This is a genomic window from Micromonospora sp. DT68 (assembly GCF_049847245.1).
Taxonomy (GTDB): domain Bacteria; phylum Actinomycetota; class Actinomycetes; order Mycobacteriales; family Micromonosporaceae; genus Micromonospora; species Micromonospora profundi.
On the sequence record NZ_JBNCNZ010000007.1, the window covers coordinates 384442 to 401903 of the forward strand.

Genomic DNA, 17462 nt, shown 5'->3' on the forward strand with positions numbered 1-17462 from the left:
CCGTGCGAGGTTACCGGCTGGTAGCCGCCGGGGCCCGCCGGTCGTCGGCGGGCCCCGGGCGACGCCTCAGGAGACGGAGATCGCGCCGCTGCTGGCCCGGACGCAGCTCACCACGCGGGCACTGGTGGCCGCCGCCCCGGCGAGGCACTGGCCGAGCACCTGGTGCCCTGTGGCGTTCGGGTGCCACGACTCCTGGCAGGTCTGGAAGTAGCTGACGCAGGTGTTGGCGATCCGCTGAATGGCGATCTTGTCCTTGCCGGAGAGGCTGGTGACGAAGGTGCCGTTCGGGTTGCTGTCCTGCAACCGGATCGGGGTGGCCAACGCGCCGGTGGGGCTTGTCGTCGTCTCGCAGAGCCGCGCGCCGTCGAAGGCCCGCTGCACGTTGAGGTAGACCAGGTCGTCGGCCGGGAACTCGGCGGCCAGCGTGTCCCGGGTGGTCTTCACGATGGTGCCCAGGCCCTGCGAGAAGCGGTGCCCGGGAGCGAGGCTGGCCCGGTGGATCGGGCAGCCGGCCGCGTACCGCTCGGCCCCGAGGTCACGGAACTTGTCCCGGGTGTCGTCCCGGCCGTCCTCGGTGTGGAACGTCGCGTTCAGGTCCAACGGCAGCGGGTTTGTGTAGTCCTGGAACACCACCCGGTGCTGCCCGTCCGCGTCCACCTGGTCGAGGGTGGTCAGCAGTTGGCGTACGGCGGCGGTGGTCTCCGCGGTGGCGGCGCTGAGCTGCGCGGCGGTGGCCAGGTCGGCGTCGGTGCACGGCTTCTGCTCCACCGGGCCACCCAGGTACGCCCAGAACTCCCACCAGCCGGTCCAGGCGTCGGCGATGAAGCGGTTGGCGCACTTCTCGGCGACGCTGCCGAACGTGAACGAGCTGTTGTTGGATCCGAGGCCGATCAGCACCAGGTCGATGTCGTTGGTCTGCGCCACAGCGCGCAGCTGGTCGAGCTGCGCGGCCACCGTACGGCCGTTGGCGCGTGCGCCCGAGGCGTTGGCGATGTCGTGTGGCTGGCCGCCGGAGCAGGCCAGGTTGAACCGGTTCTGGATGCCCGGAAGGTTGGCCTTGTGCAGCGAGGCGTTCGCCGACCGGTGGCAGAAGTACGCGTTGTTGTTGGGAGCCGTCCAGCCGGGGAAGCCCTGGGCGACGCCGTTGGCGTCGACAACCGGCGCGTACGCCCCGGCGCCCTCGCCACTGATGAAGCTGTCGCCGAGCGCCACCGCGGCGGTGGGCAGCGCGGCTGCGGCAGCGGTCGACGGCGCGGCGGCCACGGGTGCGGGCAGCGCGACGGCCGTCGACAGGGCGGCCGTGACGATCGTGAGGGCCGCGGCGAGCGCGGTACGCCGGATTGTGGGCATGTGGCTCCCATCCATCGAAAGATGAAAGATTCTCTGAGGGCGCGATCACATCACCCGCGTGCGACGGACGTCAATGGCCCGTAACAGATTCGTTCGATGAAGGACACACGAGAACCCCACCGCCGACCCCTGCGGAGCACCCGTACCGGGAAGGTGGCGGGCTGTCAGGTTGCTCACGTCCGTCGGGTCCGGGCCCGGCGGGTCGCGCGGGGCCTACAGCTGATGTCTCAGCCTCCGGCTAGGCTCGCTGCGGCGCGCCACGCCGGCTGATGTCGCCGGTGACCGGCTGCACACCGCCGAGACCGGGGAGTACGACCAGTTGACCGCAGAGCCTGACACCCTGTACGGGGCCGATGACCTCACCCACCTTGAGGGGCTGGACGCTGTCCGCAAGCGGCCCGGCATGTACATCGGCTCCACCGACAGCCGTGGCGTGGGTCACCTCGTCAACGAGATCCTCGACAACTCGACAGACGAGGGCGTCGCCGGCCACGCCAGCCGCGTCGAGGTGATCCTGCACGCCGACGGCTCGGTGCAGGTCGACGACGACGGCCGGGGCATCCCCACCGACGTGCACGCCAAGTCCGGCATCTCCGGCGTCGAGCTGGTGCTGACCCGACTGCACGCGGGCGGCAAGTTCGGCGGCTCCGGCTACAAGACCTCCGGCGGCCTGCACGGCGTCGGCGCCTCGGCGGTCAACGCGTTGTCCCGCCGCTTCGACGTGACCGTCCGCCGGGCTGGCAAGATCCACGCGATGTCGTTCCGACACGGCGTCCCGGGGGTCTTCGACGGCGACGGTCCGGACGCCCCGTTCACCCCGGGCCCCGGCCTCCAGGTGACCGGCGCGATGAAGCGCGGCCATCGCACCGGCACCTCGATCCGCTGGTGGCACGACGCCCGCTACTTCGAGACCGGCGCGGCACTCGACGTCGACGCGGTCCGGATGAAGCTGCGCAACACCGCCTTCCTGGTCCCCGGCGTGACGTACCTGCTGCGCGACCTGACCGGCGAGACGCCCGCCGAGGAGCAGTTCCACTACCCCAACGGGCTCAGCGACATGGTGGAGTTCCTCGCCCCTGCCGGCGACCGGCCCGTGTCCGGCATCCTGCTCGTCAACGGCGAGGGGACGTACCGGGAGAACGCCGCCGACGCCAACGGGGTCATGCAGTCCAACGTGCAGCGTCGCGCCGAGGTCGAGGTCGCGTTCCGCTGGGGCACCGGCTACGAGCGCACCGTCGAGTGCTTCACGAACACCATCCGCAACGCGCACGGCGGCACCCACCGCAAGGGCTTCGAGCGCGCACTGGTCCGCGCCCTCGGTGACGCCGTCCGCAACACCCGTGGGCTGCTCAAGGCCAAGGAGGAGCCGCCCACCCTGGACGACGTCCTGGAAGGCATGACCGCCGTGGTGCACGTGCGGATCCCCGAGCCGCAGTTCACCTCGCAGACCAAGGACGAGCTGTCCACCACAGGCATCACAAAGGTCCTCCAGACCCTCGTCGACGCGCACGTCAAGGCGTGGCTTGAGGACCGGCGCACAAAGGCCGAGGCGCGCGTCGTCCTTCAGAAGATCGTCGACGCGGCGCGGGTGCGACTGACTCAGAAGCAACAGAAGGACGCGGCCCGGCGCAAGACCGCCCTGGAGGGCGCGTCGATGCCGCCGAAACTTGTCGACTGTCGGGCCACCGGCGTCGAACGCAGCGAACTGTTCATCGTGGAGGGTGACAGCGCCCTCGGCACCAGCCGGATGGCCCGCTCGTCGGAATACCAGGCGCTGCTGCCGATCCGGGGCAAGATCCTCAACGTGCAGAAGGCCAACCTCCAGCAGGTTCTGGACAATGCCGAGTGCGCGGCAATCGTCCAGGTGCTCGGGGCCGGCTCGGGGCGTACCTTCGACCTGTCCTCGCTGCGCTACGGCCGCGTGCTGATCATGGCCGACGCCGACGTGGACGGCGCGCACATCCGTACCCTGCTGATCACCCTCTTCGCCCGCTACATGCGGCCGTTGATCGAGGCGGGTCGGCTCTACGCCGCGATGCCGCCCCTGCACAAGATCACCACCAAGGGGCGCAACCCGCAGACGGTCTACACCTACACGCAGGCCGAGATGGAGACGACGGTCCGCAAGCTGGAGAAGGCCGGCAAGCAGATCGTCACCCCCATCCCGCGCTTCAAGGGTCTCGGTGAGATGGACGCCGACGAACTGTGGGACACCACGATGAACCCGGCCACCCGGGCCGTACGCCGGATCACCATCGAGGACGTGGACGCCGCCGAGCGGATCCTCGAACTGCTGATGGGGGAGAAGGTCGAGCCGCGCCGCAACTGGCTCATCGACTCCGCCGACCGCGTCGACCGGGAAGCGATCGACGCATGAGCACCCGTACCGTTCGAGTGGAGATCTGAGTCATGGCACGCCGTAAGGAAAACAAGGTCGATCTCTCCTCGTTCGACCAGGCCGGCGCGCGGGTCTTCGACAATCCGCTGGTCACCGAGGTGTCCGACTCCTATCTGGAGTACGCGTTCTCGGTCATCCACTCCCGCGCCCTGCCCGACGCCCGCGACGGCCTCAAGCCCGTACACCGGCGCATCCTCTGGTCGATGTACGAGCAGGGCTACCGCCCTGATCGCGGGCACGTGAAGTCTGCCCGAATTGTCGGGGATACAATGGGTAAGTACCATCCGCACGGCGATACGGCCATCTATGACGCGATGGTCCGCCTCGCGCAGGACTTCTCGCTCAACGTGCCACTCATCGACGGGCATGGAAATTTTGGATCTCCAGACGATGGCCCGGCAGCGAGCAGATATACCGAAGCGCGGATGTCCCGCGAGGCGATGCTGCTCGTCGGTGAGCTGGGCGAGGACACCGTCGATGTCGAGCCCAACTACGACGGCTCGCTGACCCAGCCGACAGTGCTGCCGGCGGCCTTCCCGAACCTGCTCGTCAACGGCGCGTCCGGGATCGCGGTCGGGATGGCCACCAACATGATCCCGCACAACCTGGCCGAGGTGGTCTCCGCCGCCCGCTGGCTCATCAACCATCCGGACGCCACTCTGGACAAGCTCATGGAGTTCGTCCCCGGCCCCGACCTGCCCACCGGTGGCGTGCTGCTCGGCCTGGACGAGGTGCGCCGCGCGTACGAGACCGGGCGTGGCGTGGTGCGGATGCGCGGCAAGGTGGAGATCGGTCCGCTGGAGGGCAGCCGGGGCCGCCAGGCGATCACAGTTGTGGAACTGCCCTACGGTGTCGGCGCGGAGAAGGTCATCGCGGCGATCACCAACGAGGTCACAAAGACCAAGCGGCTGACCGGGATCGCCGACGTCAAGGACCTCACCGACCGGGAGAGCGGCACCCGGCTCGTCGTCGAGTGCAAGGTGGGGGTCAACCCGCAGGCGCTGCTCGCCGACCTCTACCGGCTGACCCCGTTGGAGCAGTCGTTCGGCGTCAACAACCTGGTCCTTGTCGACGGTCAGCCCCGTACCCTCGGGTTGAAGGCGCTGTTGGAGGTCTTCCTGGCCCACCGGTACGAGGTGGTCACCCGGCGCACCTCGTTCCGCCGTCGCAAGCGTCAGGAGCGGCTGCACCTGGTCGACGGTCTGCTGATCGCGTTGCTGGACATCGACCGGGTGGTCCGGCTGATCCGGGCCAGCGACGACGCCCAGGCCGCAAGGGACGGGCTGATGAGCCAGTTCGGCCTCTCCGAGATCCAGGCCACTTACATCCTCGACACTCCGCTGCGCCGGTTGACGAAGTTCGACAGGCTCGAGTTGGAGGCCGAGCAGGAGCGGCTGCGCGCCGAGATCGCCGAGCTGTCCGCGATCCTGGACGACGAGCGGGTGCTCAAGAAGGTCGTCTCCGACGAGCTGGCGGCCGTGGTCAAGCAGTTTGGCGCGGAGCGTCGCACGACGCTCGTCGACGGTGACCTCAAGGAGGTGCTTGCCGCGTCCGCGCCGGCCGGCCCGCTGGAGGTCGCCGACGACCCGTGCCAGGTGATTCTCTCCGCGACCGGGCTTGTCGCCCGGACCGCTGCCGAGTCGGAGGAGAGCGCCGAGGGGCGCCGGCGCAACGGCCGGGTCAAGCACGACACGGTACGCGCGATAGTGCACTCCACGGCCCGTGGCCGCGTGCTCCTGGTGACCAGCGCCGGCCGCGCCTTCAAGATCGACGTGTTGCCGCTGCCGGTGCTGCCCGAGCAGGCCGGGACGGTGTCGCTGCGGGGCGGCATGTCCGCCGCTGAGCTGGTGCCGCTGGAGGCGGGGGAGACGGTTGTCGGCCTGGCCCCGCTCGGCGGCCCGGCGGAGGGCTCACCCGGGCTGGCGCTCGGCACCCGGCAGGGCGTGGTGAAGATCTGCTCGCCCGAGTGGCCGGTGCGGTCCGACGAGTTCGAGGTGATCGGCCTGCGTGACGGCGACGAGGTGGTCGGTGCGACCTGGCTGACCGACGGAGCCGAGACGCTTACCTTCGTCACCTCGGAGGCGTCGCTGTTGCGCTTCGCCGCCGGGCTGGTCCGTCCGCAGGGACTCAAGGGCGGCGGGATGGCCGGCATCAACCTGCCGGCCGGGGCGCGGGTGGTCTTCTTCGGGGCGGTCCGCACCGACGATCCGGGGCACGGCGAGCCGATGGTCGTGACGTCCACCGGGGCGACGGTCAAGGTGACGCCGTTCAAGGCGTACCCGGCCAAGGGTCGTGCGACAGGCGGCGTGCGGGCGCACCGCTTCCTCAAGGACGAGACGGACGTCGCTGTCGCCTGGGTGGGTCCGCGCCCGGTCGGCGCGACGGGCACCGGCGAGCCGGTGGAGCTTCCCGCAGCCGATCCTCGCCGAGACGGCAGTGGCTTCGCCGTGATGCTCGGCCCGACGGTCCTGGGTCACCTGGTGGAACGCGACTGACCCGGCCCTGGCGGGCCTGTGTCGGCGTCACCGCGCGGCGCTGCGCCCTTTGGGCACGCCTGGGTGGTGGGTCAGGCCACGTTGACGGGGCGGAACTGGACGCTCACCCGCGGGCCTACCGGACGGGTGGTCTTGGGGATGGCGTGTTCCCAGGTGCGTTGGCAGGAGCCGCCCATCACGATCAGGTCGCCGTGGCCCACCGGGAAACGCATGCTGTCGCCGCCACCGCGCGGACGCAGCAGCAGCGGTCGGGGCGAGCCGAACGACACGATCGCGACGATGGTGTCACTGTGCGCGGAGCGGCCGATGGTGTCGCCGTGCCAGGCGACGCTGTCCCGCCCGGAGCGGTAGAGGCACATCCCGGCGGTCACGAACGGCTCACCCAACTCGGGGGCGTAGTACCGGGTCAGGGCCGCCCGTGCGGCGGTGAGCACAGGATGCGGCAATGGCCGGTCGGCGGCGTACCAGCTGAGCAGGCGGGGCACGTCGACCTCGCTGTCGTACATGGTGCGTCGCTCGGCACGCCAGGGCACCTCGGTGAGCAGGGTGTCCAGCACCGCGTCGGAGCCCCGCACCCACCCGGGCAGGTGGTCGACCCACGCGCCCCGGCTGAGCTGGCGCCGGCGGATCTGGCCGGGCAGCGGCCCCACTGTCGGCCCGGCGTCGGTCAGGTCGAGCATCGACGGCTGGTAGGCGGCCTGCGTCATGCGGCCACCCTAACAGCACATTCGTACACACGTGCTAGGCGCGCGCCCTTCGCGTCGCCCCCATGGTCGTGCTCGATCCTGGATCCAGTGGTCTCGCGTTCGGATCGAGGGGACTACAGCCAGGATCGAGCGTGATCATGGCGTAGCGCCTCGAACACCGCGTCGACGACCCGTGCTCTGCCCAGCCCGTCCACGGCGGCCCAGGCCCGGGCGGCAAGCGCCGCTCGGCGTTGCGGCGAGCTGAGCAGCCCGTGCAGGGTCCGCGCCGCCGCCGCCCGCGCGGTACGCCCGCGGCGGCCACCCTCAGCCAACTCCGGCAGCTCACCGAGGCCGGCCGTCAGACCGTGCTGGACCACCCGGGCGTACGACTCGCGTTGGTTGTCGACCACGCAGACCAGCGCGGCGGGCGCGCCGAGGCAGCACAACTCCCACGTCGACGTGCCGGCGGCGCTCACCACAAGGTCCGCCCCGGTGATCAGCGACGGTAGCGAGCCGGTGGGCGGGACGGTACGGATGATCTGCCTTCGTCCGGGCGCGATGTCCTCCAGGTCGGCCTCGATCTCCTGTCGCCCGACGACGACGGTGAGGTCCATGGGGTGGCCGGTGGCCAGCAGCACCCGGGTCAGCACCGGTGCGGCGCCGAGGGCGTCGGTGCCGCCGAAGAAGGCGCGCCAAGAACTCCTCAGTCCTGAACTCCGACGGAGCAGGAGGTAAACAACGGCCGCCCGGTTCACCCGGGAGTGACCCGGTAAGGTGCCCCGGTGCGGCCTTCCGGGGCCGCCACGTCGTTTGACCCGCGCCGAGGAGGAGACGTACGTGCTGGTGACCCTGCGAAGCGTCGGGACCCCGGCATGACGAGCACCGTTGACGCCTCGGCGGCCCCGCCCGCGCCCGTGTTCGCCAGGCTTCCCTCGCTGACCGGGCTTCGGTGGATCGCCGCGCTGCTGGTGTTCGGCTTCCACGCCGGCACCATGCGGATCATCGCCGAGCCGGACTTCAAGGCCGTTGTCGACGCGGTGTTCTCCCTCGGCCTGTCCGGGGTGCAGTTCTTCTTCATCCTGAGTGGCTTCGTGCTCGTCTGGTCGGCCCGCCCGGGCGACTCACGGCTCGCCTTCTGGCGACGGCGGGTCGCCAAGATCTATCCGAATCACCTGGTGTTGTGGGCGGCGGCGCTGCTTGTCGCCTGGTGGTTCGCCGACCCGGTGCTGCCGGCGGTGGCACTGGAGAACCTGCTGCTGTTGCAGGCGTGGGATCCCCGGCCGGGCTGGTTCTACAGCATCAACACGGTGAGCTGGTCGCTCTCCTGCGAGTTCTTCTTCTACCTCTGCCTGCCGCTGGCGCTGCCTCTGCTGCGCCGGGCCCGTCCGGCGGTGCTGTGGACGCTGATCGTCGCGCTGCCCCTGCTGATCCTCGCGCTCTGGCCGGCCCAGCAGTTGGTGCCGGAGGTCAGCCGGTGGTGGTTCACGCAGATCTTCCCGCCCGTACGGTCGCTGGAGTTCTGGCTGGGCGCGGTGGCGGCCGAGCTGATGCGTCGGGGTCTCTGGCGTGGCCCCGGGCTGACGACGGCCACCGTGATCTTCGTGGCGACCTGGGTGGCCGCCTCACAGTGGATCCGCGCCGAACTGTGGACCACCCTGCTCGCCGTCGTGTACCTGCTGGTGATCACGGCCGCCGCGGACGCGGACGTGCGGGACCGGCGCTCGCCGTGGCGGTCCCGTCCGCTGGTGTGGCTCGGCGAGGTCTCCTTCGCCTTCTATCTGGTGCACGTGCTGGTGATGACGAGTGTGCTGCGGTGGAGCGGGGACTGGGGGACGGGCTTCCAAGGCTGGCGCGGCCCGGCTGTGGTGCTCGGGTTCCTTGTGGTCAGCCTGGTCCTGGCCGGGTTGCTGCACCGCTACGTCGAGACTCCGCTGATGCGCCGACTGGCACCGCGCCGCCCGGCCCGTCCGCCGGCCGTTCCCCGGCAACGGACCACGGCCACCGAAGCCGGGGGCGAAAAGCCCGACGACCGATCGACGTACGCCGACTCGCGCTGACGGGTCCAACCTGGTCAGACGCGGTCCGGCGCGGCGTGCGTCGACACGCCCGGCGCCCGATGCGCCCGGTTCGTGCCGGCGGTAGCGTCGGACCGAACGCGTGCGGCTTCCCATCGCAATGCTCTCCCGCCGAGGTGCCGACCATGGAGACCGTCGTCTTCTACGAGTTCCTGACCGAGGTGCCGCAGGCCGCCGCCATCTGGTCGGCCTTGCTCCTGCTGACACTGACAGTGCTCGCCGTCCTGGTGGCCCGTCCGGAGCGGGACTCGACGGCCGCCGAACGGGACAGGGCGGCCGTCGAGCCGCCGCCCACCGCCCGTGAGGCCGCCGCCGCCGAGGCCGCCGACCTGCGCCGGTACGCCGAGGAGGTGGCCGTCGCCGCGGCCCGCGCGGCGCAGACCGCCCGACGACGGCGTGCGGACTGGCTGACCGCTCAGGAGCAGGTGGAGCAGATCTGGGTGCGGTACGACGAGGCGGACGCCGCGGCCCGACGCTTCGCCGGTGCCGGAGCGCTGCCCACCCCGCGAACCCCGCGCACCCCCGCCGAGTACGCCACCCGGGAGCGTTACCTGCACCGGGCTGCGATGGCCGCGTACTGGCGGGGGGATCTGACCATGCGGCAGCTCGGCGACGTGTTCGGCCAGCGGCACGGCTGGGATCCGCGTCGGCACCCGGTGGAGCAGGAGGTGCTGCTCAGCCGGGCGGTCCGGGAGACGCGGCGGGCCGACTACGAGGCTGCCGCCGGGCGGGAACGGGCGGCCTGGCGCGACGCCGAGCTGGCGACGTCCGCTGCGCGTGCCCTGGCCGAGGAGGCCTACGCGGCGGCGGCCCGGTTGCGGCCGACCCGGGTGGCGGCCCGCCGCACCGTCCGTGTCGCGGTTCTTCCGGCGGCGGCGCGGTGGCGCCCGGCGCGGGTGGGCTGAAACGCCCCGATTATTCGGTGAGCCCGGTCACACGCGCGGGAAATCGGGCGGCTGACGCGTTCGGCCGGATTGTTCCCGCAGATCCGGCGGCATTGTCGACGGCCTGTCCGCTTGTCGACCTACGGTGCCTCCGTAACCGCTCGTCCCATCGAGTCACGTCAGCGGCAATACGCCCAGAAATTGTCGCCGCGTTCAAGGTTTACGCAGGTGAGCGAGGCTTGGCAGGGCTCAGGAGGGCCAGTAGGGTCATCCCGTCCGGTGCGGTAACCGATCGCGAATGGCGACGCCGCGCTGACCCGCTCAATCGTGATCAACGAACCGGGGACCCACAAGTACGTCCGGGGTGAATCCGCGAGCCACGGCCCGCGGTAGGGCGATCTTCCCGCCCGAATCCGTCAGCTAACCCGGTAGGCGGTGTCGGAAGGAGTTCCATCCCCATGCAGCACCCGCATACCCCTCGGCTATTCCTCCGCCTTCACGGCGTCGCGGTACCCACGCTTGTCCGCCTCGTGGCGGTGAGCTGACCCCCAGGGTCACCGCACTTTCCGCCCGGCCACGCCGGGCGTTCCCCTGAGCGGCTCCACCATCCGCGGACCACGGTCCGCGCGCTGGCGCGTGCCCGGATACCGGCTGCCCCCGGTGTGCCGCTCTCCCCCTGAACCGTGGAGGACCCGTGAAGCACACCCTGCAGCGTCAGCTGCGTCGCCTCGCCACCGAACGCCCGTACCAGATCGCCGTCGCCTCCGCCGCGGCCCTCGCCATCGCGACCACCACCGGCGCCCTGGTGGCCGGCGCCGATGAGGCCCCCGTCGGCCAGCACACCGCCTCGACCGTCGCCGAGATGCGCAGCGACACCGCCGCCTCCCGCGGCGACGCCCGGGTCGCGGACCCCTCGGCCAGCGCCGCCCCGACCAGCGCCAGCCCGAGCGCCGCCGCCCCCTCCGCAAGCGCCGCGTCGCCGGCCGCCAAGGCCAGCAGCGACCCGGACCTGACCGCCAGGAAGGCGGCGCCGAAGCCGCCCGCGACAAAGGTGCTCGACTTCCGCTACCAGGCGCAGAACACGTACTACAACTGCGGCCCGGCGGCCGTCCGCAACGCTCTCAGCGCCGCCGGCATCAACCGCACCCAGGACCAGTTGGGCGCCGAGCTGGGCACCACCGAGATGGGCACCAACTCGGCCCTGGACACCACCCGGGTGCTCAACGCCGAGGTGAAGGGCTCCCCGTACCGGACCCGGATGTTCGCCGGCTCGCCAAGCCCGGCCCAGATGGACCGTCTCCAGGCTGACGTCGTCGCCGCGATCACCGACGGCCGTGGCGTGGTGGCCAACGTGGCCGGGGACGCCGTCGACACGAACGGCGGCTGGCACTCCTTCGGCGGCGGGCACTACGTCGCAGTGGTGGGCTACAAGGACAACGGCCGTACCGTGCGGATCGCCGACTCGGCGAACGCGGCCTACGGCGAGTACTGGATGACCACGATCAACCTGGCCAACTGGATCGCTACCCGGGGCTACTCCGCCTGACCAGGCGTGAGACCCCACCAGACGCCGCGGGCGCCGTCTCCCACGAGGGCCGGCGCCCGCGGCGTCTTCGTCGACGCCGGGTCAGGACCGCGACGGATCTCGCTGCGAGCCGGTACGCCGTGGGAGACTGCGGCCGTGGTGGATGAATCGGGTGGTCACGCCGACCGTAGGCCGGTCCTGCTTCTGCTGCACGGCATGGGGGCGACAGGTGACGTCTGGCTGCCCTGGGCGCCGCTGCTGGAGCAGCACTGGCCCGGCAGGTGGCTGGCGCCCGACCTCGCCGGCCACGGCTGGTCGGAGCCACTTCCGACGTACTCCTTCGAGGGTTTCGCCAAGCGGATCGCCCAGGCCCTGGCGCCCGGCGACCGCATCGTGGTGCTCGGGCACTCGCTGGGTGGTGTGGTCGGCCTGGCGCTGGCCGCCCGCGCCGCCGGAACGCCAGTGGACGCCGTGGTGGGGCTCGGCATCAAGGCCGTCTGGACGCCGGACGAGCTGACCCGCGCCGCCGACGTCGCCGCCCGCCCGGTCAGCTGGTTCGCCAGCCGGGCCGAGGCGGCCCGTCGCTACCTGCGGGTCGCCGGGCTGACCGGCCTGATCCCGCCGGACCACCCGATGGTGGACGCCGGTCTGCGCCAGGTCGACGGCCGGTGGCGCCTGGCGATGGACACCGGCGCGTTCGCCGTCGGGGAGCCCGATCTCGCCGCGCTCCTGGCCGCGACCGACGTGCCTGTTGTGCTGGCGCGCGGCGAGCACGACACGATGGTCACCGACGCGCAGCTCAAGGAGTACGGGGTGCCGGTCGCCACGCTGCCCGGGCTCGGGCACAACGCGCACGTGGAGGACCCGGCTGCCGTGCTGGCGCTGCTGGACGCGTACCGCTGACGCTCGGCACGCCCTTGTCAGGCCAGCGGGGTGAGCTGCGCCGGCCGCTCGGTCGTGTGGTCCGTCGACGTCAACTCCCGGCGGGCGGCGGTCAGGAACGCCTCCGCGTACGACTCGGCGGGGAAGTCACCCAGGTAACGCCGGCGGGTCGCCCAGCGCGCCTCGGCCAGCGGGTCGGTGTCGAGCAGGGCGGTCAGCACCTCGTCGGCGTTGGACATGTCCCGGCGCAGCACGTAGCCCGACGCGGCCAGCGGGAAGTTCTCGGTGAACCGTTCGCCCTCGTTGCCCATGTCGGTGACGGCGTACGGCTTGCCGGAGTAGAGGTAGTCCGAGATGACCCCGGACACGTCGGAGATCAGCGCGTCGGAGCGGTTGACGCACTCGGTCAGGCTCAGCTCCCGGGCCGCCGCCCCGACCACGTGTGGCCGCCCGGTGCGGCTCCGGTCGGCGACCAGCAGCTCGGTGAGCCGGCCCAGCTGACGGGCTGACGCCGGGTTCTGCGTCGTGTACGGGTGGGCCCGCAGGATCACCGTCGCGCCGCGCGCCAGCAGCCGCCGCAGCAGTGCCTCGGCCACCGGCAGCGAGCAGTAGTCGGCGTCGGCGTGGTGCCCGGTCCAGGTCGGCGTGTAGAGCACGGTGGGCTGGGCCAGCCCGACGGTCGGCTCCGGGCGTACGTCGATCGACTCGACCTGCGGGCGGCCCACCACGACGAACTTCTCCGCCGGGATCTGCACGCCGGCGCGGGCGTACCTGTCGATCGCCGCCGGACCGGCCACGAAGATCCGGTCGAAGATTCCCGAGACCGGGTTGGCGCTGGGCGCCTTGTCGCTGTCGCCGTGGTGCAGCTGCACGTGGGTGAGCTGGGTGAACCGGATGCAGTGGCTGTTCTTCGCGCCGTGGTTGACGTAGAAGGCGGCGCGCAGGCTCGGCACCAGCGCCTCGTCCATGGTCCGCAGGGTGGGGCAGTAGACCACCGGCGCGCTTGTGGCCGCGGCGATCGGCGCGAGGAACTCCGGCTCGCGCACCATCACCAGGAACGGGCGGCCGATCCGCTCCAGGTACGGCAGCCACATGGTGACCTGGTATTCCGAGCCGGGCGGCGCGGAGAAGTGCAGCAGGAACTCCGGCTGGTGCCGGCGCAACGCGCGGGCCACCGGGTTGCCGCCGCTGGCCGGCCGGAACCGCCGCCGGGCCAGGTCCAGCGCGACAGCCCCGGCGCCGGCGCCCACCAGGAGGCTGGCGGCCAGCGCGACGACGGCGGGCAGGGCGAGCGCGGCGGCCAGGGCCACGACGGCGAGCAGCCCGAGCAGTGCGGTGCCGAGCTGACCGGCGATCAGCGGGGTCCAGGTCCGTACCGGCAGGTTTGCCGCCCGGATCTCCAGGTTGCCGGCGCTCCGCAGCGGCCCCACCAGCAGCACCAGCCCCAGCAGGACCAGCGCGGTGGCGGCGAGCGCCAGGTCGAACCCGTCGTCCAGCCGCCGGGCGTAGCCGACAAGCACGGCGGCGGCGATCAGAGTGGTCTCCGCGACCAGGTCGGCGCCGGCTCGGATCCGCTGTTCGGCGGCGGCTGCCGCCAGCGCGGCGACAGCCAGCGCCAGCCCCCAACCGGTGGCGCCGGTCAGCGCCACCACGACGAACGCCAGCACGGCCAGGCCGACGCTCAGGCACCGGGCGGCCAACTTTCGGACCAGGTCACCGCGCATGTCGCTCCGTTCGCCGCCGTCGCGCTTCCGCTGCCCGCGTCAGCTTGCGGCGGTCGTGCCGGCAGACACCTCGACCCGCCCCGCGCCGGGCTGGGCCGGCACGGCGGCCGGCGCGGGCCCGTCGCCGGGCGCCCGGCGTACGTCGATGACCTGGCCGGTGAGGTCGGAGACCAGCACGTCGAGCGAGGACTGGGCGACGGCCTCCGCGGCGAGCAGGGTGTGCTCCGGCTCCTCGCCGAAGGCCCGCGTACGCATCGGGGTGGCGGTCCGCTCCGGGTTGATGCAGTTGACGCGGACGCCGACGTCGGCCCACTCGTCGGCGAGCGCCTGGGTCAGGTTGACCAGGGCGGCCTTGGTGGCCGAGTAGAGCGCGTAGCGGGCCCGACCCCGGGTGTACGAGCTGGACGTGTAGAGCAGCAGCTGACCCTTGGTCTGCTGGAGATAGGGCAGGGCCTGGCGGGCGATGGTCACCGGGCCGACGAAGTTGACCTGCAACAGCCGGTCCATCGTCTCCTCGTCCATCTCGGCCAGCGCGCCCCGCTCCAGGATCCCGGCGGTGACCACCACGTGGTCGATCCGTCCGGTGGCCTCGAAGGCGGTCTTGAGGGCGGCCTCGACGTCCTCGGCGCGCTCCACGTGGGTGCCGGTGGTGGAGCGGCTGAACGGGAAGACCTGGGCGCCGTAGCCCCGGGCCAGCTCGGTCAGCTCGTGGCCGATGCCGTAGCTGCCGCCGAACACCACGATGGTGCGCCCGGTCAGCTCCTCGGTGTAGCTGCGGTGGTTGGTCAGCCGGGGCGCCTGCGCCGCGGCGAGCTGGAAGAGCTTGTCCGCCAGGTGTACGTCGACCGGGTGGGTGACCTTGATGTTCTCGTCCGAGCCGTCGATCACCTTGATCGGGGTGCCCGGCAGGTAGCGCAGCACCACGCCGCAGTCGTCGGTTGCGGCGAAGTTGGGGTCATCCTCGGCGATCCGGTACGCCTCGCGGATGGTGGGGGAGCGGAACGCCTGCGGGGTCTGGCCGCGGCGCAGCCGGGAGCGCACCGGGATGTCGGTGATGCAGTCGTTGTCGTCCACCTGGATGATCGTGTCCGCGGACGGGATGGCCACGTCCACGGCGTCGTAGGTCCACAGCGCGTTGACGCACTCGCGGACGATCCGGCCGCTGAGCAGCGGGCGGACGGCGTCGTGGAAGAGGATGTTGCAGTCGGCCGGGCCGACAGCCTCCAGCGCGATCCGGGTGGTGGCGTTGCGGGTGTCGCCGCCCTCGATCACCTTGGTGACCTTGCGCAGGCCGGCCTTCTCGACGATCTGCTGGGCGTCCTCGACGTGACCGGCAGCCATCAGCACGATGATCTCGTCGATCTCCGGTGCGGCCTCGAAGACGGCAAGGGTGTGCTCGATGATCGGCTTGCCGGCGATCTTCAGCAGCTGCTTGGGAATGCCGAGGCCCAGCCGGGTCCCGGTGCCGCCGGCCAGCACCACGGCCACTGTCCGCGACGGCCGCCAGGGTACGGGGGTCTCCGTTGCGGCGTCCGGGCCAGTGGTCTGGTCCTGCGTCATTGCCGGATCCTCACTCTCGTCGAATGCGTTAACGGAAGGTTCCGCCCGAGCGGCGACGGAATGAACCTTAACGCGCGGACCGCGCCGCCCCAACGCGGGCGACGCGGCCACATGGTGCCGGGTCGATGCGTGACCTCGGCGCTACTTCTTGTTCGCGTACGCCTCGTACGCCCGGATGACCTCGTCGGTCGGGCCGTCCATCCGCAGGACGCCCGATTCCAGCCAGAGGGTCCGTTCACAGGTGTCGCGCACCGAGGAGAGCTGGTGGCTGACCAGGAACACGGTGCCGGCGCCCTCGCGCAGCTCCCGTACCCGCTGCTCGCTGCGCTTGCGGAAGCCCTTGTCACCGGTGGCGAGGGCCTCGTCGATGAGCAGCACGTCGTGCTTCTTGGCGGCGGCGATGGAGAACCGCAGCCGGGCCGCCATGCCGGACGAGTACGTGCGCATCGGCAGGCTGGCGAAGTCACCCCGCTCGTTGATCCCGGAGAAGTCGATGATCCCCTGGGCCTGCTTGGCGACCTCGTCGGGATGCATGCCCATGGCCAGGCAGCCCAGCACGACGTTGCGCTCACCCGACAGGTCGTTGAGCAGGGCGGCGTTCACGCCCAGCAGCGACGGTTGCCCCTGGGTGTGGATGGCGCCCCTGTTGACCGGCAGCAGGCCGGCGATGGCCCGCAGGATCGTGGACTTGCCGGAGCCGTTGCTGCCGATCAGCCCGATCGCCTCGCCCCGGTACGCGGTGAACGAGACGCCCTTGACCGCGTGCACCTCCCGGATGTTCGGCGCGTTCGTGCGCTTCACCAGCCGGCGCAGCGCGGCCACCGGTGTGGTGCCACCACCGGCGCCCTGGTGCACCCGGTAGATGATGTGCGCGTCGTCCACCACCACCGTGGGGATCCGTTCCGGCGTCAGCACGGGCAGGGCGACGGTCGCCTCGTTGGCGGCGTGCAGGGAATCAACCACGGCCGTACTCCTGTTCGCCGCGCCAGAAGTAGATGAAGCCACCGATACCGGCCACGAGTGCCCAGCCGGCGCCGACCAGCCAGAGCTGGGTCAGCGACTCGTTGAGCAACGGCGGCTCGTCCAGCAGCGCGTAGCGGGCCAGCTCGATGTAGACGAGCAGCGGGTTGTACTGGACGAGTGTCGCCGCCCAGCCGGGCAGCCGGGAGAAGAGGCTGACGCTGTAGAGCACGCCGGAGCCGTACATCCAGGTGCGCATGAGGAACGGCATTACCTGCTTGAGGTCGCTCGCCTTGGAGCCCATCCGGGCGACGAACAGCACCACGCCGGCGTTGAACACCGCCTGTAGCAGCAGGGCGGGCACGAGGATCAGCCACTTCCACGTGATCGGCTCGCCGGTGACGAGCACGATCCCGATGAGCACCACCATCGAGGCCAGCAGTTGCTGGAACTGGGTCACAGTGGTGGACAGCGGCAGGCTGGCGCGGGGGAAGTGCAGTGCCCGGATCAGCCCGAGGTTGCCGCTGATCGACTGGGTGCCCGCCAGCACCGCGCTCTGGGTGAAGTTGAAGATGAACAGCCCGGTCGTCAGGTAACCGATGAAGTTCGGGATCCGGTCGTTCTGCGCCAGCACCACCCCGAAGATCAGGTAGTAGACGGCGGCGTTCGTCAGCGGCGTGAGCACCTGCCAGAGCTGGCCCAGCTTGGCATTGCTGTACGAGGCGACCAGCTTGGCGTTGGCGTACGCGGCGATGAAATGCCGGTAGGCCCACAGTCGGCGGCTGTACTCGACCAGGGAGGGGCGCTCACCGGCGACCCGCAGTCCGTGTCGAGCGGCCAGCTGCGCCTGGGTCAGGCCCGTGTCGGGGTCGACCAGCGCGGTGGTGGCCATGGAAATGGCGCTCCGATCTTTCGTGCAGACG

At 71.1% G+C, this 17462-nt stretch carries 12 protein-coding genes, 1 pseudogene and 1 riboswitch; of the genes and pseudogenes, 6 read left to right on the forward strand and 7 right to left on the reverse strand.

The genetic code is table 11. From position 1 onward, the window contains the following. Nucleotides 1-66 precede the first annotated feature (66 nt). Nucleotides 67-1350 (reverse strand): hypothetical protein, encoded by a 1284-nt coding sequence (locus tag ACPXB1_RS16370; RefSeq protein WP_425735478.1) that lies wholly within the window; start codon nucleotides 1348-1350, stop codon nucleotides 67-69. A gap of 319 nt (nucleotides 1351-1669) precedes the next feature. Here ACPXB1_RS16370 and ACPXB1_RS16375 point away from each other — a divergent pair, with 319 nt between their 5' ends. Both ACPXB1_RS16375 and ACPXB1_RS16380 read left to right on the forward strand, forming a co-directional pair. After that, entirely contained in the window at nucleotides 1670-3727 is a 2058-nt protein-coding gene (locus tag ACPXB1_RS16375; protein WP_355627961.1) for a DNA gyrase/topoisomerase IV subunit B, read from the forward strand. Nucleotides 3728-3759: 32 nt separating this feature from the next. Further along, nucleotides 3760-6243 carry a DNA gyrase/topoisomerase IV subunit A gene (locus ACPXB1_RS16380; RefSeq protein ID WP_425735479.1) on the forward strand — a complete coding sequence of 828 codons (2484 nt, stop codon included), beginning with the start codon at nucleotides 3760-3762 and terminating at the stop codon, nucleotides 6241-6243. Between the two features lie 71 nt (nucleotides 6244-6314). On the opposite strand, the gene ACPXB1_RS16385 is transcribed toward ACPXB1_RS16380, so the two are convergent. Both ACPXB1_RS16385 and ACPXB1_RS16390 read right to left on the reverse strand, forming a co-directional pair. After that, on the reverse strand, nucleotides 6315-6950 hold the full coding sequence (locus ACPXB1_RS16385) for an alpha-ketoglutarate-dependent dioxygenase AlkB (RefSeq protein WP_355595433.1): 636 nt from the start codon (nucleotides 6948-6950) through the stop codon (nucleotides 6315-6317). A gap of 113 nt (nucleotides 6951-7063) precedes the next feature. Further along, nucleotides 7064-7618 (reverse strand): annotated as a pseudogene (locus ACPXB1_RS16390) (spore coat protein); the annotation flags it as partial. A gap of 183 nt (nucleotides 7619-7801) precedes the next feature. On the opposite strand from ACPXB1_RS16390, the gene ACPXB1_RS16395 reads away from it, so the two are divergent. From ACPXB1_RS16395 to ACPXB1_RS16410, 4 genes are all read left to right on the forward strand, one after another. Continuing rightward, nucleotides 7802-8986, forward strand: a complete 1185-nt coding sequence (locus tag ACPXB1_RS16395; protein WP_355595431.1) for an acyltransferase family protein — start codon at nucleotides 7802-7804, stop codon at nucleotides 8984-8986. Nucleotides 8987-9129: 143 nt separating this feature from the next. Then, nucleotides 9130-9909, forward strand: coding sequence for a hypothetical protein (locus ACPXB1_RS16400; protein ID WP_355595429.1), 780 nt, complete (start codon nucleotides 9130-9132; stop codon nucleotides 9907-9909). Nucleotides 9910-10196: 287 nt separating this feature from the next. Then, nucleotides 10197-10338: riboswitch (cyclic di-AMP (ydaO/yuaA leader) on the forward strand. A 244-nt stretch (nucleotides 10339-10582) separates the two neighbouring features. Further along, nucleotides 10583-11434 carry a C39 family peptidase gene (locus ACPXB1_RS16405; protein WP_355595427.1) on the forward strand — a complete coding sequence of 284 codons (852 nt, stop codon included), beginning with the start codon at nucleotides 10583-10585 and terminating at the stop codon, nucleotides 11432-11434. Nucleotides 11435-11569: 135 nt separating this feature from the next. Beyond that, a complete protein-coding gene (locus tag ACPXB1_RS16410; protein ID WP_355595425.1) occupies nucleotides 11570-12316 on the forward strand; it encodes an alpha/beta fold hydrolase in 747 nt (248 codons plus the stop codon). 17 nt (nucleotides 12317-12333) lie between these two features. Here ACPXB1_RS16410 and ACPXB1_RS16415 read toward each other — a convergent pair whose 3' ends face one another. The 4 genes from ACPXB1_RS16415 to ACPXB1_RS16430 form a co-directional block, all read right to left on the reverse strand. Continuing rightward, complete coding sequence (locus ACPXB1_RS16415) at nucleotides 12334-14019, reverse strand: CDP-glycerol glycerophosphotransferase family protein (RefSeq protein ID WP_355595423.1); 1686 nt, start codon at nucleotides 14017-14019, stop codon at nucleotides 12334-12336. A 39-nt stretch (nucleotides 14020-14058) separates the two neighbouring features. Continuing rightward, nucleotides 14059-15579 (reverse strand): bifunctional cytidylyltransferase/SDR family oxidoreductase, encoded by a 1521-nt coding sequence (locus ACPXB1_RS16420; RefSeq protein ID WP_355627959.1) that lies wholly within the window; start codon nucleotides 15577-15579, stop codon nucleotides 14059-14061. A gap of 141 nt (nucleotides 15580-15720) precedes the next feature. Beyond that, nucleotides 15721-16530 (reverse strand): ABC transporter ATP-binding protein, encoded by an 810-nt coding sequence (locus tag ACPXB1_RS16425; RefSeq protein ID WP_157552259.1) that lies wholly within the window; start codon nucleotides 16528-16530, stop codon nucleotides 15721-15723. 4 nt (nucleotides 16531-16534) lie between these two features. After that, nucleotides 16535-17431: an ABC transporter permease gene (locus ACPXB1_RS16430; protein WP_355595419.1), complete on the reverse strand. Its 897-nt coding sequence runs from the start codon at nucleotides 17429-17431 to the stop codon at nucleotides 16535-16537. Nucleotides 17432-17462: the final 31 nt, after the last annotated feature.